Annotated in this window: 8 protein-coding genes; all 8 read right to left on the minus strand. The window is 59.2% G+C overall.

Going from position 1 to position 17,558, the window contains the following annotated elements:
* Positions 1-72 precede the first annotated feature (72 nt).
* From QMG16_RS13330 to QMG16_RS13365, 8 genes are read right to left on the minus strand one after another with little or no spacing between them, the layout of a single operon-like run.
* Positions 73-2,112 carry a BbrUII/HgiDII family restriction enzyme gene (locus QMG16_RS13330; RefSeq protein ID WP_281794900.1) on the minus strand — a complete coding sequence of 680 codons (2,040 nt, stop codon included), beginning with the start codon at positions 2,110-2,112 and terminating at the stop codon, positions 73-75.
* Positions 2,102-2,635, minus strand: coding sequence for a very short patch repair endonuclease (locus tag QMG16_RS13335; protein ID WP_281794902.1), 534 nt, complete (start codon positions 2,633-2,635; stop codon positions 2,102-2,104). The genes QMG16_RS13330 and QMG16_RS13335 overlap by 11 nt, the downstream gene beginning before the upstream one ends.
* Entirely contained in the window at positions 2,636-3,412 is a 777-nt protein-coding gene (drmC, locus tag QMG16_RS13340) for a DISARM system phospholipase D-like protein DrmC (protein ID WP_281794904.1), read from the minus strand.
* Complete coding sequence (drmB, locus tag QMG16_RS13345) at positions 3,405-5,255, minus strand: MrfA Zn-binding domain-containing protein (protein ID WP_281794906.1); 1,851 nt, start codon at positions 5,253-5,255, stop codon at positions 3,405-3,407. Before drmB ends, drmC begins: the two co-directional genes overlap by 8 nt.
* Positions 5,252-9,115, minus strand: coding sequence for a DISARM system helicase DrmA (drmA, locus tag QMG16_RS13350; protein ID WP_281794908.1), 3,864 nt, complete (start codon positions 9,113-9,115; stop codon positions 5,252-5,254). The genes drmB and drmA overlap by 4 nt, the downstream gene beginning before the upstream one ends.
* A 49-nt stretch (positions 9,116-9,164) precedes the next feature.
* The gene (locus QMG16_RS13355) at positions 9,165-13,268 is read right to left on the minus strand and encodes an Eco57I restriction-modification methylase domain-containing protein (protein WP_281794910.1); all 4,104 of its coding nucleotides are present in this window, start codon (positions 13,266-13,268) and stop codon (positions 9,165-9,167) included.
* Positions 13,265-16,444 carry a DISARM system SNF2-like helicase DrmD gene (drmD, locus tag QMG16_RS13360; RefSeq protein ID WP_281794912.1) on the minus strand — a complete coding sequence of 1,060 codons (3,180 nt, stop codon included), beginning with the start codon at positions 16,442-16,444 and terminating at the stop codon, positions 13,265-13,267. Before drmD ends, QMG16_RS13355 begins: the two co-directional genes overlap by 4 nt.
* A complete protein-coding gene (locus QMG16_RS13365) occupies positions 16,437-17,555 on the minus strand; it encodes a DNA cytosine methyltransferase (protein WP_281794914.1) in 1,119 nt (372 codons plus the stop codon). The genes drmD and QMG16_RS13365 overlap by 8 nt, the downstream gene beginning before the upstream one ends.
* Between the last annotated feature and the right edge of the window lie 3 nt (positions 17,556-17,558).

Consider the following 17,558-nt stretch of genomic DNA (forward strand, 5'->3'; position numbering starts at 1 on the left):
TTGGCTTTCTCTTCGTGCCCGCGGACCGCTGCGAGTATCCGATCAATGCATGCATCGAAATCCTCTTCGACTTCATGCTGCCACAGGCGGATCACCGTCCATTCCATCTGCCGCAGTTTCCGATGGTTCTGGATTACCACTCCTGTCCCTCTGGTCGAACAACCCGTCGATTCGATCTGCCGCTCTCGCCCTTTCGAGATACGAGGCGTATGCGGCCCGAGCCCTGCCGATCAAAATCTCGTAAGTCAAGATTCTCGAACCGGGAGATACACTGTTCATCGCATCTTCGATCCGTTGAGAGGAATCGGGCGGGTTCGCGCCGACAACGAACACGACTTCAATTTGAGCTCTATCCTTTTCCTCCACAGGCAAGATTTCCTTCATGGCGTCCACGTATTTGGCTCCTTGCCCAGCGAGTTCGTAAATACCGACGCGTACCGACGCTCTCTTCAACTCCACGATTACGTGCTTGCCAGCCAAGGTGCTGTAGCGAATGTCGACTCGACCATACTCCTCCTTAGTCCTGTCGTCATCGCGGAATGGATCGTGCATACGCAATCTCCGCTCCATCTCCTCACTGCCCGTGGCGCGTTCCCACGCGGGGTCAAGCAGCCAAAGGTGATCGAACAGATACTTTTGCAGAACGCGCTCCCGGTGATTCTCGTCGACTAATCCCTGGAGTTCCTTGATTATGTCCAATCGATTGCGCACGATATCTCGATAAAACGACGCCTCCAAAGAGTCCCGGTCGGCCAGCAGTCGTAGAAGGGCATCCACGCCTTTCGACAACGCTCGTTCAAGTTCTTCGGCGTCCCCACGGAGTCGAAGCCGCTCAAAGCCGAAAACTGCGTGACGAAGAAGTGTCCTCTGGCTTTCCTCTTGGTCTGTATCGTCCTTTCCGACCTCCATGGTAGCGATACGTTCGAGAAGCTTTTCCGCTTTCGTTTTCCAGCCCTCCTGCAAACCGTCGAGCCATTCTCCGATACGCGGATATCGTCCACGCAATTCACTCGTCTTGTCCGTCGCCCTGAGTTCGCTCCACGTCTCGGCTATCCTGCGAAGTGCCTTCTGGAGGAAAACGGTCAGAGCACCGACCCGAGCATCATCCTCGATGACCCTTTGCCGGTTGCTGGTCACGATGTCGGCAGATTCGGATGCATCGAGAAAATCCGCTTCCACCTGGCCGGTCAAATACTTTGTATAGACCTCTGCGCCTACTATCCTCGCCAACACATCCTCGTCCACCAACCGTCCCCGAGCGAGGACTATGATCGAATTTAGATTTCCTTCCGGCGTGGCAAGGCGTTTAGGACGATCCACAGTGCCAATCCACCCTTGTATTTGCCATTCTGGATTCCATGTTTCGTCACGGCCGTCCAGACTTTCCGTTTTCTTCAGGTTCACGCACGATGTGGTGGCTACTGTCGTGTTGCCAAGTGTCCAAAGATATTCGATGAATTTGAGATCCTCTCGATCGGTTGCGGTTACCTCCACTCCATTCACGAATACACGGAAACCATCACTTCCAATGACGGAAAAACGGCGGGCCAACCGGCGTCTAAGCGACTCCGGTGCCATCTCGCGAAGACGATTGCGTTTCAAGGAAGATGCAAGAATGAGAGTGCCATGTTCGTTAACGAACGTTCCCTGGGAAACCGCTACCGGTTCGGGATTGTATACACTAAGGCCTGTCTCCATTGCCCTTCTCAAATCACTGGATATGATTTTCAGACCGGCTGGCTCTGCACCGTTTGCTTGAGTCTTTATTTCGATCAGGTCAGCGATTGAAAAGAGCGAGAGCTTCCCGATGCCCTTCCGGCCCATTACCGATCGTCCACCAGGAGTTGTATCGCCATCTCTCCGGCGTCGATAGCCGACTCGAAGATAGCGTTCGTTAACGGCATATAGGTCCATCCCGATTCCATTATCTACGATTTCTATGCGGTCTCCGGAGATATCGAGGTCAATCCTAACTTCGGTCGCATCAGCATCCCAGGCATTCGCAACGGTCTCCGTAATCACGGCGGCGACGCTACTGTATAGGCCGTCCGCCAAATGGTCGAGCACGTTGAGGTCAATAGTCATCCGATATGGATGTTCGTTATCGCTCATCGCGTTTTTCCTTTCCAGGTTTGCCGCCTTCGACGTCGCCGCTCATCTCCAGGTTATGAACCGACACCACATCCGAATAACCGAGTTCTCCGAATCTCTCTTTGGACAATAGCCATGACCGCACGTGTGCACCCAATTTCTCGAGTTCCTCATCCTTCTTGCCTTTGAGTGCACATTCCCAAACGACCAAAACTCTCCATCCGCTGGCCAGGAGGGAATCGTAGTTCTTTCTGTCACGCTTCTGGTTCGCCTCGAATTTCTCGCGCCAGAAGTCCTTTCTGGATGCTGGCTCGGTAGCGAGTTTGCACCCCTTGTGGACATGCCAGAAACACCCGTGCACGAACACCACTGATCTGAACCGGGGAAAGACGAGGTCTGGCGATCCAGGCAGCTTTCGGTCATGTAGTCGATATCGTAGCCCCAGTCGATGGAGAGCACGGCGAAGACGCATCTCGGGACCCGTGTCGCGCTGCCCGACACTGGCCATGATTCGTGATCTCGTTCGCATGTCCACCGTATCCATTCAAATCCGTTCCACAGTTTCAGTCGCCACGAGCGCTTCGAGGTGCCTATGGAGCTCGTCCGGCAGGTGTCCACCCCGCACGAGCACTCCCAGTTCCATGTTTCTTTCCATGGCCGCCGTACTCAGGTTCGCGCTGGTGATGAAGGCCAACTTTCCGTCCGAAACCGCGCACTTCGCATGCACAGACCCCGTGGGGTCGGAGACGCCTTTTTCCCCGTTTCCGACATGCCAAACGTAAAGATTCGCGGAGGGAACGGCGGTCTTCATCGTCTTGAAGGAATCGACCGTTACCTTTCCGCCACGGTCGGTCGAGGATTCCATAAGGATGTCCACCTGGACCTGACGGCCTGCCGCATCCTGCAGTGCCTTGATTATCGATGACACCTCGTATGCGACGAAGCTAACGACAAACAGCCGGTTGCGTGCGGACTCGATAACCTCACAGAGCACCTGTTCCGTGTGTCGGACGGGTACCATTCCCGTCGAAGGCCCTGTCCACACCATTTCCACGGAACCATGCCGCTCATGGAGCGCCGCGGTGGCCGAAGCCCCGCGCAAGGCCGCGGCCAACTCGCCTGGACGCACCTGGTTGGCTTCACGCCAGGCGGCGTCCAACCGGCCGATCATGGACTTGTCCGCATTGGGACCGAAGACCGGCTTGACCAGTGCGAACTGTTCGACCGATCCCAACGACTCGATTTTCGAAGCGATTGCCGCCACACGATCAGGGTGCAGTTCCAAGCCGAGCTCCGCGATGATCTGCCATAGTTCATTCATTGCCGCCGCCTCCCCCTTGGAAGAAAGAGGCATCGCGGCACTCGAACGTGTTCACGAGCAATGCCCTGTCCAGATAACGATTGCCCCGTTCACACGAGGTCTCTGCAACGAACGTGCAGGCGTGACAGGAAGCCACGTGCAAGGAACGATCGACGCTGGGATTGTGCTCGGAACAAAGCGGATCGGAAGAACAGATGGTCGCACGTTCGAGAGCCTGGCCGATGAGGCGTCCCAGGTTCTCCGACTTTCCCAGTTCCACCAACCCACCGAGGGTTCCGTCGGAATCGGCGGCAGCCGTGTAGATGATGACTCCGGCCATGGGTGAATCGGGGTCCGAACTCGCATAGATACGCTCTCGGATGCTGGCCGCGTTGTATCCACACTCCAGTGCCAACTCCCGAATCAGGAGATGGGCGAACGTGTGGATCATGGCGTAGCGGATACCGGGGTAGCCCTTTTCGGGGTCCTGTCCACGAGCGTTTCTCCACCCTCTGTGTCCCGCTTCCAGTCTTTCGCTGCGACGCTTGACCGAAGGAATATCTTCCCAGCTTCGAACGGCTTCCTCGTCGAATCGAATGAAGATTCCCTCACCATGCACTTCGCAAGCGGGAATCCAATCGGGACGTGCACGCGACAACGCCGCCATCGGGGGCCGCTCGTCCGGATCGGTGGTCTCTTCCGGAGCCTCGACTCGGGTGTAACCGATCAATGCGTTCACTTCCCTCAATCTTTCCAAGAGCAGAACACCTGCGATCCTCCCCGTGTACGCGGCGGGCGGGGGCTCCGGTCGACTCATGAATTGCGGCCAATCGGTCGGAGGAGTGGGTGCTGTCAGCACCTCCCATTCGGGAATCTTGAGATCCCCCTCCGTGACGAACGTATCGTCGCCCTTGCCTTCCTGCCGCTCCTGAACGCAGCGCCATACGTCTCCGATGTCGAAACGTTCGATTCCCGGCAGACTCCCGCTCTTCACCAGAGTCTTGATCACCACTTTCAATTCGTCTGCGGACTCCACGTCCGCAAAATATTCCCAACCGTCGAGGACGAGCTGGCTCAGTTGATTCCGTTCCAAGGGGATAGCCAATACCGAAAGAGAGACGGGGAACCAACTGTTCGTGGCCCCGAGCAATACTGCTCGTGGAGATTCCTGGCACGATGCATCGAAAGTGTCGAGATGCGGGTGCCTTCCCCTGCAGGCCGGAAGATTCTGTTGGGCTTCTCTGCCGAACGCGTGAACGAGGGATCGGGCGGCGTCGCACGCGTCGCATTTCACCCAGAGGTTCTCCGTCTGGAGCGACGCCCCTCGCTCGAAGAAACGCAGCGTGCCTCTACATTCGGAGGGTCCACCGTGAACGAACCAGTGCCATGGAAAATCGTCGAGATGTCCGTTCCTGCATGCCAGCAGAAAGCGGGCCGGCACCGCGTCCGCGTTTTTTCCTTTTTCGCAGTTCGAATGCACGAAATGAGTCTGTTCCGGCCTGTAAGGATACGGCTTGATGTCGAAAAGGCCGGAATCGTATTCCGCCAGCAATCCGCATTTCACGCAGCGCAGCCATCGCGGGAACGGCCTGACCGGCACGCCGATCTTGCCCTCCGCCGACATGGGGCTTGCCCCTTCCTCACGGACGAAAGGGGGAACACGCAGACGCTCGACCTGTGGGCCGAGCAGCCGGCGCACGGCCGCGAGCAACCTGGCCTCCTCCACCGGCAGACATTGATTGACGTCCCAGCGATCGAGGCCCATCGTCACGACGGACAGGTTCGGAAGATCGACCAGCGCTCCGGGACCGTATGTCCAGAGCAACTGACTCGGGCGGACTTGCCCCACGAGATAGGTACTCATGCCTCACCTCCGTCGCTTTCCGTGTCTCTCGCCCTGGCGCGCCATTGTGGAGGGTCGGAGAGTCTGGCCACGTCCATGACGAGCCGGACACCGGGTTCGACCTCCCTCATCGAAAACGGCACGGTGAATTCGTCCCAGGCCGTCGCACCGGGCTTTTTCAGGAGTGCGGCGACGTCCCCCTGACCGCGCTCGGTCTCGTAACCCAGTCTTCGTCCTGCCTTGATCGCTTCCTTCACCCATCTATCGATGCGATCCGCCACCATCGTGTCGGCAAGCGACCGTGCCGCCTTGTCCTTCACTTTCCAGGCACGATCGGAAACCACGGTTCTCACGGTGGAGGCCTCCGGTCTCCCCGAGTTGTCCAGGGTCTGGGCGCCGAGATTCGGATTCAAGGGATCGTTCACGAGGCGCATGACGCTCACCATCGTGCCCGTCAAACCCCTGTCCAGCGCCCGGGGTGCGAAAGGCGTGACGGATTGCGCTTCCACGTGTTTGTAGAAAGTCGCGTGGTAGTGTTCGAAGGTCTCGTAGTGCGACAGGTCACGCGGACGGGACCAAGTCAGTACCGTGCAGACCAGACCAGGAAAGACACGGCCGACACGGCTGGTGGCCTGGATGTATTCCGCCGTGTTTTTGGGCTGCCCGTTGACGACCATCAGCCCGAGCCGATTTACGTCCACCCCGACGGATAGCATGTTCGTGGCGAGGACGATGTCGATGGCGCGAGTTTCGCCTTTGGCCCAGGCCGCCTTGAACTTGACCTCCAATTGGTCGAGCTTTCTCGGTATCTCCTTGTTCGAAACTCGAGAGGTGAGTTCGTCGACGTTTCGAATGGAGCGCTGGCTCAGCCCCGGTCGAGACACGTCGCTCATCTGGACACGATAGGAACGGGTCTGGACGTCGTCTTCCGCGAGCCGACGCATTCCGCCCAGTTCGCGTAGCGAATTGAAATAGCCCACCAGGGTCATGTACGGATCGGCCGCCTGCCCGAATCGCTCGAACAGGGATTGAGCGGCCGTGAGCAAGGCCACGTATACCCGGATGAGGACGGCGGGACGCGAGCTACCGGGCGAACAGATGCCCATGTACCGGCGTCCGGGGTTCCGATCAATCGATCGCTGGACGGAAAAGAAATTGTCCTCCACGTCGATACCATGAGGAGGAAAGACCGCCACGCGGCGGAGGAAGACGTTGTTGACCTGTTCGTCTGCCTTCCGAACGGTCGCGGTCGACGCGACGATTTTCGGTCGGACCTTCTTGCCTTCGAACGTCCACGAACAGAGTTCGTCCACGGCCGTTTCGTAAAGACCGACCATGGTGCCCAATGGACCGCCGATGAGGTGGAACTCGTCCTGGATGATCAAGTCCGGCGGACGGATCGGCAACGTCGGTCGTGGTGTGGTCGCCGGGAGAGACCCCTTTTTCCGATGAGTGCCGCTGCAATCGGCTCCGGGCCACAGAAGCCCGTGACGCGGACATTCCGTGTCGGCTCTACCGAACAGCGTTCGCACCTGACCTCGCCAAGCCATCGTGGCGAACTTGTCGACAGTCGCGATCAGCATGGAGGGTGGATGGCGGTATAACTCTTCGTCCACCACGAGTGCCGGCAGACCGAGGTCCGGCGACTTGACCTTCCCGAATTCGCAGGTTCCGTATTTGTCACCGCAGAAGATGAAGGTCCGGCCGATGTCACGGACCACTTTGACGTCTCGCCCAGGTACGATCTCGGAGCCGCACCAAGGACAGAAGGTGAATTGCGCCGGCGTGGAACCGGTTCCGTACTTTCCGTCCCTTTCCCGCTCGATGGCTTCGTGGCTTTCCTGGGTAGTGTTGGGTGTCACGCGCTGTCCGACCCATAGCCCGATCGTGAAAGGCGTGGCACCCCACTTGGCGGTGTCCACACGTCGCAGCACCTCCATAGCGCACATCAAAGTGGTGGCCCTTTGGAACTGCTGGATGGTGAGCAATCGCAGAGTGTAGCGCATGATCACCGCCAATCCCCGGCCTCCGTCGAGTCCGCCGATGTTTCCCTGCAATCTGCGTATGGCCATGGTGAAAGCGGCCACGCCGAGGTAGGCCTCGGTCTTCCCGCCGCCGGTCGGGAACCACAGAAGATCGGCGAAGGCTTCCACCGGTTCCGTCCGGTCGCGGTGCACGGGATTCGCCAGGGCGGGAACGGACAGCAGGATGAAGGCCAACTGAAACGGTCTCCACGAGCGGTTCTCGGGAATGTCGACGCTCGCGAGATCGACGGTTTCCCCCCGCCGCACCCTGAGCGAATAGACGCTGTGGACACGTTGCGACGCCATCGAACGGTTGGCGAAGCGGAACGCTTCGAGCGCCGCGTCATCCGATTTCAGAACCTCGATCCCCTCTCGAAGTCTTTCGAGAATGGATTCGCATCTGTCGATGGCGGCCGTCGCAGAAGAAGCGTACCCCTGTACGTCGATTTTCGTTCTCTCCCTTAGCTCTCCGATCCATGCGGCGTAGTCGTCCGCCAGAGCATCAAGGACGGCGACGAGATCGGCACGTTCCATTTCCGCGAGACGTGACATGTCGAGAGAGCCGTCGGAGGCGAGACGTTTCATGACGGGCCTGTCGTCCGCAGCGGTTCCGGGTGTCTCTGTGACCGAAACCTCGTACCGGGGCAATACGCGGGTCCTGACCTCCACTGCGCGTTCCGGATCGTCGGCCGACGGTGTGGCGTGGACGGAAACTCCGTGTCCGACGGCGAACTCGACCCGCCGCCGGTAAATCATCTCCAGCGATTCGCGTTCTTCGTCCGATCCGATGCCGGATAGCAAAGGTCTCTTTCTGAAGATGGATTGTCCTTCCGGGTCCCTGACGATCAGTTCGGGCTGGAAAACCCACGCCTGATCTTGATTTTCGTCGGGCTTGGTCTGGCAGTTCACCAGGAAGAGGGTCACCAGACGGTCGCCGTTCGGCAGCGGATCGCCGACGGTTCCCTGAACGACCACGTCGGGGCAGGCGCTGTCCACGACGATGGGATCGACGATCCTGTGTTCCAACGAAACGATGGCGGTACCACCGGAAGGTATCCGTTTCCAGCAACGGATCGGTTTTCCGTCTTCGGTCGTCCGCTCGCTCTCCGTACGTTCGTACCTTCCCCAACTCGCGCGAACCTCGACGGCCTTCGCCGATCCGTCGACGCAGAAGGTGAAACCCAAAGACGAGGGCACCAACGAATTGCTGGTCGACGCCTCGGCCTCTCTGTCGTCGCCTTCCGGGTCGGCGATCGCCGCGTCCGGCAGGTCTTCCACCTGGTCGTCGGAAACTCGGGTGTCCGGCGGAGCGAGCTTGCCGACCAGGTACCGGTCCCGCACACTCATCCCTATGATTTCCTCGACAGGTCCGTCGGCGGGTCCGAGCAGGTCGTCTTCGACCGCCCATTGCAGGAGATCCCGGATATAGGCCCGTTCCTGTGCCGTCTTCCCTTCGAAAACGGGAAGTGCCGGGAATTCGATGCCACAGGCCGTCTTCAGGGCGGATTCGAAAGTCGGCCATTCCAGGCGGGAGACAGCCACGGTCGGCGGCTGGATACCGAAATCTCTCGAAGGTCGGGGAGGTTCCACCGGAAGCAGCCCGTCTAGTAATAACGCGGTTTCGTCGAGGCCACGCCGCACGCGGTATATACGAGCAAAGAATGCGACATCGAGCGATCCGGATTTTTCTTCGACGAGCAGAAGGCCGTCGCCTTCGCGGATGCCTTGGAGGTCGGCAGAAACATGATCGACGGTGATTTTCAAATTGTCGAAGCGGACATCCGGACATCCACGTACGAGCCATGCCCCGATCTCCCCCATGGCCGGAACTCGCTTCGTCGTCTCGGTCTTCGTCATGCGCGTTCTCTCCCATGGTGAAAACGTAATCTTCGTCTTTTCGGATCGTTCATTTCCTCGTTCCTCCTCTTCGACCTCTCGTCGTTCGACACCCGTTCATGGTTTCGCCATGCAAATCTCGTTGGACTTCTTCTTCGTAGCGCTGACGGTTCAACTCCGACAGACGGCGCAACACTTCGCGCCGCGCGCGCTCGGAGATGGTGAAACGGACCCGGTCGTTCTCCGGCAGATACGGCACTTCGTGAAAACCGTGTTCGAGGTCGAGATCGTCCCAGCCGTAGGCGCGGGCGACGGCGAGGTCCATCTCTCGATGCAGTTCGCGCATGGCCACGATTCGAACATCGTCGTCCGACGGGTCATGGAAGCGGTTGTGCAACATAGTCAGGCCAATGTGCTCGGTTCGCATGATTTCAATGCGGGCTTGATGAAACCGACGTCCCAAGTCATCAAGTGAGTCGTTGTTTGTCTCACGGAATCCGTCAGGAAAAGCAAAAGGTTCGAGTGCGTCCGTCGGACTGTAACGCAAATCGCTCTTGAGACGTGAGGCATGCTGCCACGCGAAAACAGCGTGGATATTAGACTGCAACAGTGCGAAGTCACGCTCTTGAGCAAGTGAAAACACCACGGTTGCATCCGAGAATACAATATTGGAAGTGACGAACGAAAAAGCCAATGTTTTACTGACGCGAGTGATAGCCAGCACCCTTGATGATTGGCGCCTGCCCGAGGACCACCCCTCCGGATGCCGCTCGAAGTGGTGACCACGGCCGATGGCGTGATATAGCTCAGATCTCGCTCGGAGAAACAGCCACCACTTTTCGCGTGCACCCTTATCCTTGTTGGAAAGACGCTCCGGCTTGACCTGCTCTTCGGTCCATTTCCAGGGCAACTCGTAGGTGCGCGCTCGCTCCTCCGGCCAGTCCCAGAAATTGATTACCCAGCGGCTCGGCCGCTGCTCGGGATCGGAGTTCAGATCCTCGCCGTTGAGGTAGGGGTAGATCACGTCGGCGTTGCGCGGGTCGGCGTCAAGCATGCGCCGAGCCTGGTCGGGTGTCAGGATAAAGCCCATGCCCAGTACAATAGAGCCCTGAAAAGCGATACCTTCGTTGGCTTTGAGCCGCTTCGGGCTCCACTCTTCCCGATCCGAAAGAAAGGCCGAGATGAACGGCACCGGCCGCCCGAGCAGCGAGCGTTCGCCGCGCCATTCGCCTTTGTGGACATGGACGCGGCTGGTGACGACCGCCGCCTTGCCGGGCCAGGGCTCGTTGGGATAGGCCGCGTGGATGACGGCACCCGCACGGACCATGGCCTCCAACCCAACCTGGCGCGTGTCGCCCTCGGCGATGGTATTGACCGCAAGCAAACCGAATCCGCCCCCTTCTCGTATCAGGCTCCAAGCCCGCAAGAAGAAGTAAGCGACCAGATCGGCCGAACCGCGACGTCCTCCGGCGACATGATGCACGAGCCAATCCCGATAAGACGATCCGAGGACTCCCGTGATACGCTGACCACCGAGGAAGGGCGGATTGCCTACCAAGGCGTCGAACCCTCCGTTCTGTCGCGAAAACACCTCCGGAAACTCCAGCGGCCAGTGGAACGGTTTTCTCGGAGGCTTGCCCGGTGGTAGATCCACGGACAACGCGGCCCGTGCGATCCTCGAAATCTCCTTGCCAGCTTCCATATCGCCGCGGAGGAAAGCGTCCGTCTGCATCGCCAGGGAATCCAGAGCGGATTCGATTGTGCGTGCGTTTCCGTTCGCCCGCAGAACCTCGCCGATCATGGCGTCCGCAACCAATTCGATGGATTGGAGTTTCTTCCTCGCTTCGGCGTCCAGGCGGGCCATGGTTTCGACATCGCGAACGTCCCGGATCGGAACTGCCCGCAACCGCTTCCTGATCTCCACCGCCTCGGCGACCGAACCGGCCACGTTCTGGCCGAAGATGCGCTGTTGGTAGGGACCGTCGTCCGGGTTCAGTATGAGTTTCGTGAGCTGGTCCAGCCGGTGTATACCGAGCAGGCTGTCGCCGCAGCGCAAGTTGTGGTCCAGGAAGCCGAATGGACGCCCTTTCGCGAGAGTGACCAGCCAGATGGAGAGCTTGGCCAGTTCGACGGCGAGGGGATTGACGTCCACACCGTAGAGACACCGTTCGGCGATCAGACGCCTCCCGGTCAACAGCCGTTCGTCCATACCGCCGGGAAGGGGATCGGCTCCACCAGGCGATGGCCTGACTTCGCCATCGGCGGTGACGAATCCGCCTGCCCCCTCTTCGATCGCCCAGGCCTCCACCAGACGCTCGGCGAGCCATCGGCACGCCTGCACGAGGAACGCCCCGGAGCCCATGGCGGGATCGCAGATCTTGAGTTCCAGCAATTCCGCGGAAGTTTTCAGTTTCCACTCCGCCCGCGGTTTACCCTCGGCCGGCCCGATGTAGACGACCGGTTCCAACGTCGTCTCGACGATGGCCTCGGTGAGCGACTTCGGCGTGTAGTGCGTGCCCGTCTCGCGTCGGTCGGCACCCAGGGTGACCATGAAGCCTCCCTCGCGATAGACGATGGGTTCGCCCCATGCGTCGGTTCGAACGAGGTTGGCGAACGGGCGGATGCGTTCGGCGAGCGTCGTGTCGCCGCCGCATACGGCGAGCAGCCGCCCGAAGACGGTCTCGTCCACGGGACGAGTCAATGCGTTTCGTATGGCGGATTCGCTGCGTTCGGTGGTTTCCTTCACCAGGGCGACGAGGGTGTCTTCCCCGTCCATGCGCGCCGATTCCAATTCGGAGAGGGGGAGATTCGGGTTCTTCGCCTTTTTGGAACCTGTCAGCCCTATGGTCACGGACGGCATACGGGCGACGGTGTGTTCGAGGAGGCCTTCGTAGACATGGCCGATCTGCTCGACGTCGAGCGCCCTGTAAGACAACAGGAGAGCCCCTCCGGACTGCTCCAGCGATTGCAACGAGTTCAGGAGAAGCAGGACCGTCCGGTTGTCTATGGGCAGCGGTGCGGCGGCGGAATCGCGCCAACTGGTACCCTTGGACCGCCCTTCCAGGAACGGAAAACGATCCGGATCGAACAGCGAACCGCCCAGGGCGGGTAGTCGAAGGGCCTCGTGGTCGATCCCTGCGTGAACGGCTCTGAAGACGGCGAGAAGACGAGCCCACGCGTCGTGCCGCCGATCGAGCACCTCGGGACCGTGACGATCCGCTTCCTCGGCGAGCCGCCCCCTCAGCGTGGATACGGCATAACACTCGTCGTAGACGGGATCGCCTAAAAGCAGGAGTCCACGTTCTTCGGCGCAGAGAACGAACACCAGCCTCATCATGACGGTCAAACCGGCTTCGTAGAGCTCGGCGGGCGAGACGTCCCGTAGCAATTCTCCGTTGCGGTCCGCGTCGGCCTTGTCCAGGCACTGGACGAGAACTTCCACGGCACGGCGAACCTGTTCGCCGAGAGTGTCCGTGATTTCCTCGTGATGCTCGAGCGAGCTGTCGAGCAACGCTTCCAAGGTCTCGTCCGGCTGGCCGAAACAGCGCCTGACGCTCCAGAGGGACTGGAAAGCCTTGAGGGTGATCGGCTCCTGGAACCAAAGACGGGCGTACCACGAGACGTAGCTCGACATTCCCCCGACGGGCGCGTTCACCAGCGTCCACCGTTCGCCGTCGGTGATCACTCCCAGTCGAACGGCGTGGGATCGACACAGCGCCACCATCCGCTCGAGGAGCGACGCGGGCCATCTGTCGTCCTTTTGTGCCTTTTCGAGGTCGGTCCCCGGTCGTTGGACGGAAACGAAAAGGCGAGGCTTGCCATCGGATGGCGACACTACCATCCAGTCGGGAGCGAACGTCTCGGTTCGCTCCGGAGAAGCCACCATGTATGTTTTGGCCTTCTCGGCATCCGTCGTCAGTGTCGAACCGTCGTATTCCAGGATTTCCGTGAACACGAGTCGAATCCACTCGCGATGAAGATCGGCGAGCAGAGGGTCGTTGTCCTCGACTGCATCACACCATTCATCGTATGCCGCACGGAGGCGCTGCCGTTTTGGAGTCTCGACGACGTCCAAGCCCTGGGGGAACGCCTTCTCCAGGACAGGCAAGGCGAGAAACGGCCCGGACACCTCGACGAGGGAAAGCCACTCCGTATGTCTCGAAGGGTTCGTCATGTCGGTCGTACCTTTCCGGTCGAGGAGCGAGGAACGAGGAAAACGACCGCCACGGGGAACGTTCTGGCAGTGGGGTCGGCATAGCGGCTTTCGACGGCGGCAGCCTCGCTTTTCTTCTCTTCGGGGATACGGGCGAGCCTGGCTTTCAACGCCTCGATATCCCTCTTCAACTGGTTGCGTTCTTCCTCGGGCCAGAGCGTCAATTGAACGAATTGCGGTCCCGAGTCGGATAGTTCTTTCCGGATGCTTTTTGCCAGATCGTCGAGGATGGCCATGAGATCGGCGATCTCGCTTTCTTTGCGGCGATTCAACGTGTTCTCCAGGTACTTCAACCGCTCGCGAGAGCGCGCCTCCACGGCTGCCCGGATCGCTTCCTCGTTTCTTTCGAATCGGTCCTTGAGGATCGCGAAGAGATCGTCGCCGGGAGAAACCGGCTCTGCTTTTTCGACGAGCGCTTCGAGTTTGCCCACCTGAGCGATCCTTCTGAAAGACTTGTGTTCCAGTTCGCCGCCGGAGAGAGTCAATTCCTCGTGGAGCCGATGATGCCCGCCGCCCGTAACTACCAGGCGCGACCAGATGGCCACTGCAGGCCGAGCGAGTTCCTCGTCGGGAACCGCTCGAACGGTGACTCGATGTAGCAACTTGACGTCGTCCAGCTTCCATATTTCCTCGCGCAGCAGGCGGAGGCTCATCTGGACCAGCTTGTGTTCGAGGTGGACCAGAACCACGTCGTCACGTCCCTTCGCCACTTCGTGATCGAAGGTGATGGGGCGTCGTACTCCCGTGTGTGGATGTTCGAGTCCGACGGTCGCCCGTCCCCACGAACCGGGCAACACCGGCACTTCGAACGCCTTGCCATTCGGAACGCCAGACAACGAAACCGATTTCAGCGGCGGCTTCTCGGCGAGTTCGAGGGCGATTTCGACCGCACGGTGCACGTTTTCCGGATCGAGACGAAAATCTCTCTTCGCCTCCACGAGTTTCTCGTGTAGACGTGCGATTCTCTCCTGCAGCTTGCGCTCGGCAGCGACGAACCGACGCGCTTTCGCCGCTTTGGCCTCGGCTGCACCGGTGTCCAAACCGGTCCGTCTTCCGAGCATGGCCTCTTCTATCTGTTTGGCGATGACGGGGCCTACGCTGCCCAGATCCTCCCGGATCGTGTCCACCTTGAGGACCGCCCTCATGAGGTACTCGTGATCCCCTTCGATTTCGCCGACCTTCCGGTGTCTGGATACTTCACGAGGATCGAATCCTTGGCTCACCGGGTGCCAGATGAAGACTTCCTTCTGCCTCTGGCCGTGACGGTCGATCCTGCCGTTACGCTGCTCCATGACGTTGGGATTCCAAGGAATTTCGACATGGATCAGGTAGTTGCAATGATTTTGAAGATCGATTCCTTCCGAAGCGGCGTCGGTCGCCAACAGAATCCGAACCGGGGCTACGTCCGGATTCGCCTGAAAGGCCGCCTTGACGGCTTCGCGTTCGTCGGGGCGCATGCTTCCGTGCAGGATGGCGAGACGATCCCCTCCGTACCCGTTGGCCGTGAAAATCTGATGGAGCCAGACATGGGTGGCGCGGTATTCGGTGAAGAGGATGACTCTCTTTTCGTTCCAGTGTCCGCCAGGTTTCAGATAGGTATCGAGCCAGTGGAGGATGGCCTTGGCCTTCGCGTCCACCCGGTTCTTGTGTTTTTCGGCCCATTCGGTGAGGCGGTCGAGCATGGCACGTTCCGTTTCACCGAGCGCTACGGCCATTTCGGTCGCCACTTCGACCGCTTCGAGATGGGCCTCTTCCGCCTTCGCTTCGTCCGAGTACTCCTCCTCGCTTCGAACGATCGCCTTGCGGAGTATTCGATCGTCCAATGCCGTGGCGGTCCGAGGGCGACCTCGTAGCAGCGTCTCTCTGTGTTTCGCCAAGGTGATGGCGAAAGCCATCGGAGACGAAAACAGTCGTTTTTTCAACAGCATGTGCACGAAGTCGGTCCCGAACTCGTACCGTGTTCCTTTGACGCTGTTGGCTCTCGTGGCCGTGAATTCGCGCAGCAAGCGATGGATATCCCGTTCTTCATCCGAATAGGCGATTTCCAGGCACTGGAGCCGTCGGACCGGGAAGACCGGCTGACCGTCGGCGTCGACGATGTCGCTCTTCATTCGTCTTACCATGACCCGATGGAGTTGCCTTTCGTCCGGCATCACCGTCCGGGCGAAACGTTGGTCGTCGAGAAGCTCCAGAAGGGAGGTGAACGATTCCTGATATCCGTTGTGAGGTGTCGCGCTCAAAAACAGGCGATGGGAAAAATGGGGAGCCAATGTGCGGATCAATCGCGTGCGTTGGCTTTCCAGCGCGTATCTGGTCGCGGCCGCGGGCGCGACGTTGTGGGCCTCGTCCACTACGAGGATGTCGAACTTGCGTGGATAGGTCACGTGAGGAGGAAGAATGTCCTTGAGCAGACGCAGCCCTTCCCCGGATTTTATCCAGTCCATCGAAGAAATCAGTCGAGGGAAAGACGTCCAGGGATTGGCGTGGATGCCCCGTTCCCGACGAAGCGTCTTGACGTAATCGGTATCTACGATACGGAACTCGAGACCGAACTTCTCCTGCATCTCCATCCGCCATTTGACCTGAAGAGTCGCGGGGCAGACGATCATGACGGATCTCGCTCTGTGGCGCACCAGAAGTTCCTGAATCACCAAGCCCGCTTCGATGGTCTTTCCCAAACCGACGTCGTCGGCAATCAACAGATTGACGCGAGCCATATCGATCGCGCGGACGAGGGGATCGAGTTGATAGTCTTCGATGGTGATCCCGCTTCGGAACGGTGACTGCAGAAAGGACCTGTCCGCGTTGGTCGCGGCCCCCCAGCGAACGGCGTCGAGGAACGCTTCCAGTTTTTCCGTTTCGTCCCAACCGGTGATTTTCGGTAGCCCCGCTCTTTCCAGCACACGAGCCCCCGGTTCCAATTCCCACAGGACTTGGAGGCTTTCACCGAGGGAGTCTTCGTCGAGGGCGGCCAGAGTGACGAGGTGTTGCTTCCCGTTTCCCGTCGAAGAGAAAGCAGATGCCTCGACGTCACCCACGACCCACTGACGACGTCTGATTTCGACGAGTTGGCCGGGGTCGGGGACGGAACGGCTCCATACATATCTGTTCGTATCGGATCGTGATTTCTCAGGCATTCGCGCTCGCTCCTGCACTGGTTCTCCTTCGATTTTTCATCCACGTATCGACATGGCGGATTATGCTCAGTCCGATCACTTCTCCGAGTCTCGGCGGCACGGCATTGCCGATCAACCTTCCGACCGTTTTTTTGTATATGGGTTGCCCCGGAGGGACGAACTCGTAATCTTTCGGGAAGCTCTGCAGAATCGCTCCTTCACGCAACGAGATCGCACGATTTTGATCTGGATGTCCGAAACGTCCGTTACCGAATCCGAAGAACTGAGTGGTAATCGTGGGAGCCGGTTCGTCCCAGCACATGCGACCGTAGACGCTCGGGTAGGTCTTGCCGGTTTTCTTCTTGTGACAGTCGGCGACCAGCGTCTTTTGCCAGTCTCGCCAAGTTCCTCCGGGTTTCGATGCCTCGATCCTCTTCCTGTTCAGGTCCGAAAGGATAGAGGCTTGATGCAATGGATCTGTCTCCTCCATCTCGCCCGCTCGTATTGGCGGTAAGTCGGCGATGTTTTCTCTAACCGTGGTGCGCTCGGCACCGAATTCCCCAGGCGACAGCAAACGAATGGGACCGAGCTTCGAAGCCAGGAGAACGAGCCTCTGGCGGTGCTGGGGTATCCCGTACTCTTCGCAATTCACGATATCGATGTGGACGTGATATTTGGCGTTTTGGAGGGTCCCGAGAAACTCCTCGAAGACGCCTTGATCCTGAAGTCGTGGAACGTTTTCCATCGTGACGAGTTCGGGAGATATTTCCTCGACGAGCCTCGCGAACTGCAAGAGAAGCCACCACCGTTTGTCGTCCGGGGTCGCCTTCTGATTGTAGGTGGAAAATGTTTGACAGGGAGCGCATCCGGCCAACAGACGGATACCGTTTTTAGGAAATACCCGTTCGAGGTCTTCCGCCTTGAGGTCTTCGACGGATTTTAGAAGAAACTTGGCGGCGTTGTTCGCAGAGAAGGGATACTCGCAGGCAGGATCGATATCGACCCCAAGGCGGACGTCGATGCCCGCTTTCTCGAGTCCGTACGTAAGCCCGCCGGCACCGCAGAATAGGTCCACGGCGTAGACTTTGCGCTTCGCTCGTTTCCCTATCTGTATCCGTTCGATCCGTTCCATGTT

It is taken from the genome of Desulforhabdus amnigena, from assembly GCF_027925305.1.
GTDB lineage: Bacteria > Desulfobacterota > Syntrophobacteria > Syntrophobacterales > Syntrophobacteraceae > Desulforhabdus > Desulforhabdus amnigena.

Excerpts from the sequence above, each read along its gene's own strand:
- QMG16_RS13330 (WP_281794900.1), bottom strand. The coding sequence starts at position 2,112 with ATGAGCGATAACGAACATCCATATCGGATGACTATTGACCTCAACGTG.
- QMG16_RS13335 (WP_281794902.1), bottom strand. The coding sequence starts at position 2,635 with ATGGATACGGTGGACATGCGAACGAGATCACGAATCATGGCCAGTGTC.
- drmC (WP_281794904.1), bottom strand. The coding sequence starts at position 3,412 with ATGAATGAACTATGGCAGATCATCGCGGAGCTCGGCTTGGAACTGCAC.
- drmB (WP_281794906.1), bottom strand. The coding sequence starts at position 5,255 with ATGAGTACCTATCTCGTGGGGCAAGTCCGCCCGAGTCAGTTGCTCTGG.
- drmA (WP_281794908.1), bottom strand. The coding sequence starts at position 9,115 with ATGACGAAGACCGAGACGACGAAGCGAGTTCCGGCCATGGGGGAGATC.
- QMG16_RS13355 (WP_281794910.1), bottom strand. The coding sequence starts at position 13,268 with ATGACGAACCCTTCGAGACATACGGAGTGGCTTTCCCTCGTCGAGGTG.
- drmD (WP_281794912.1), bottom strand. The coding sequence starts at position 16,444 with ATGCCTGAGAAATCACGATCCGATACGAACAGATATGTATGGAGCCGT.
- QMG16_RS13365 (WP_281794914.1), bottom strand. The coding sequence starts at position 17,555 with ATGGAACGGATCGAACGGATACAGATAGGGAAACGAGCGAAGCGCAAA.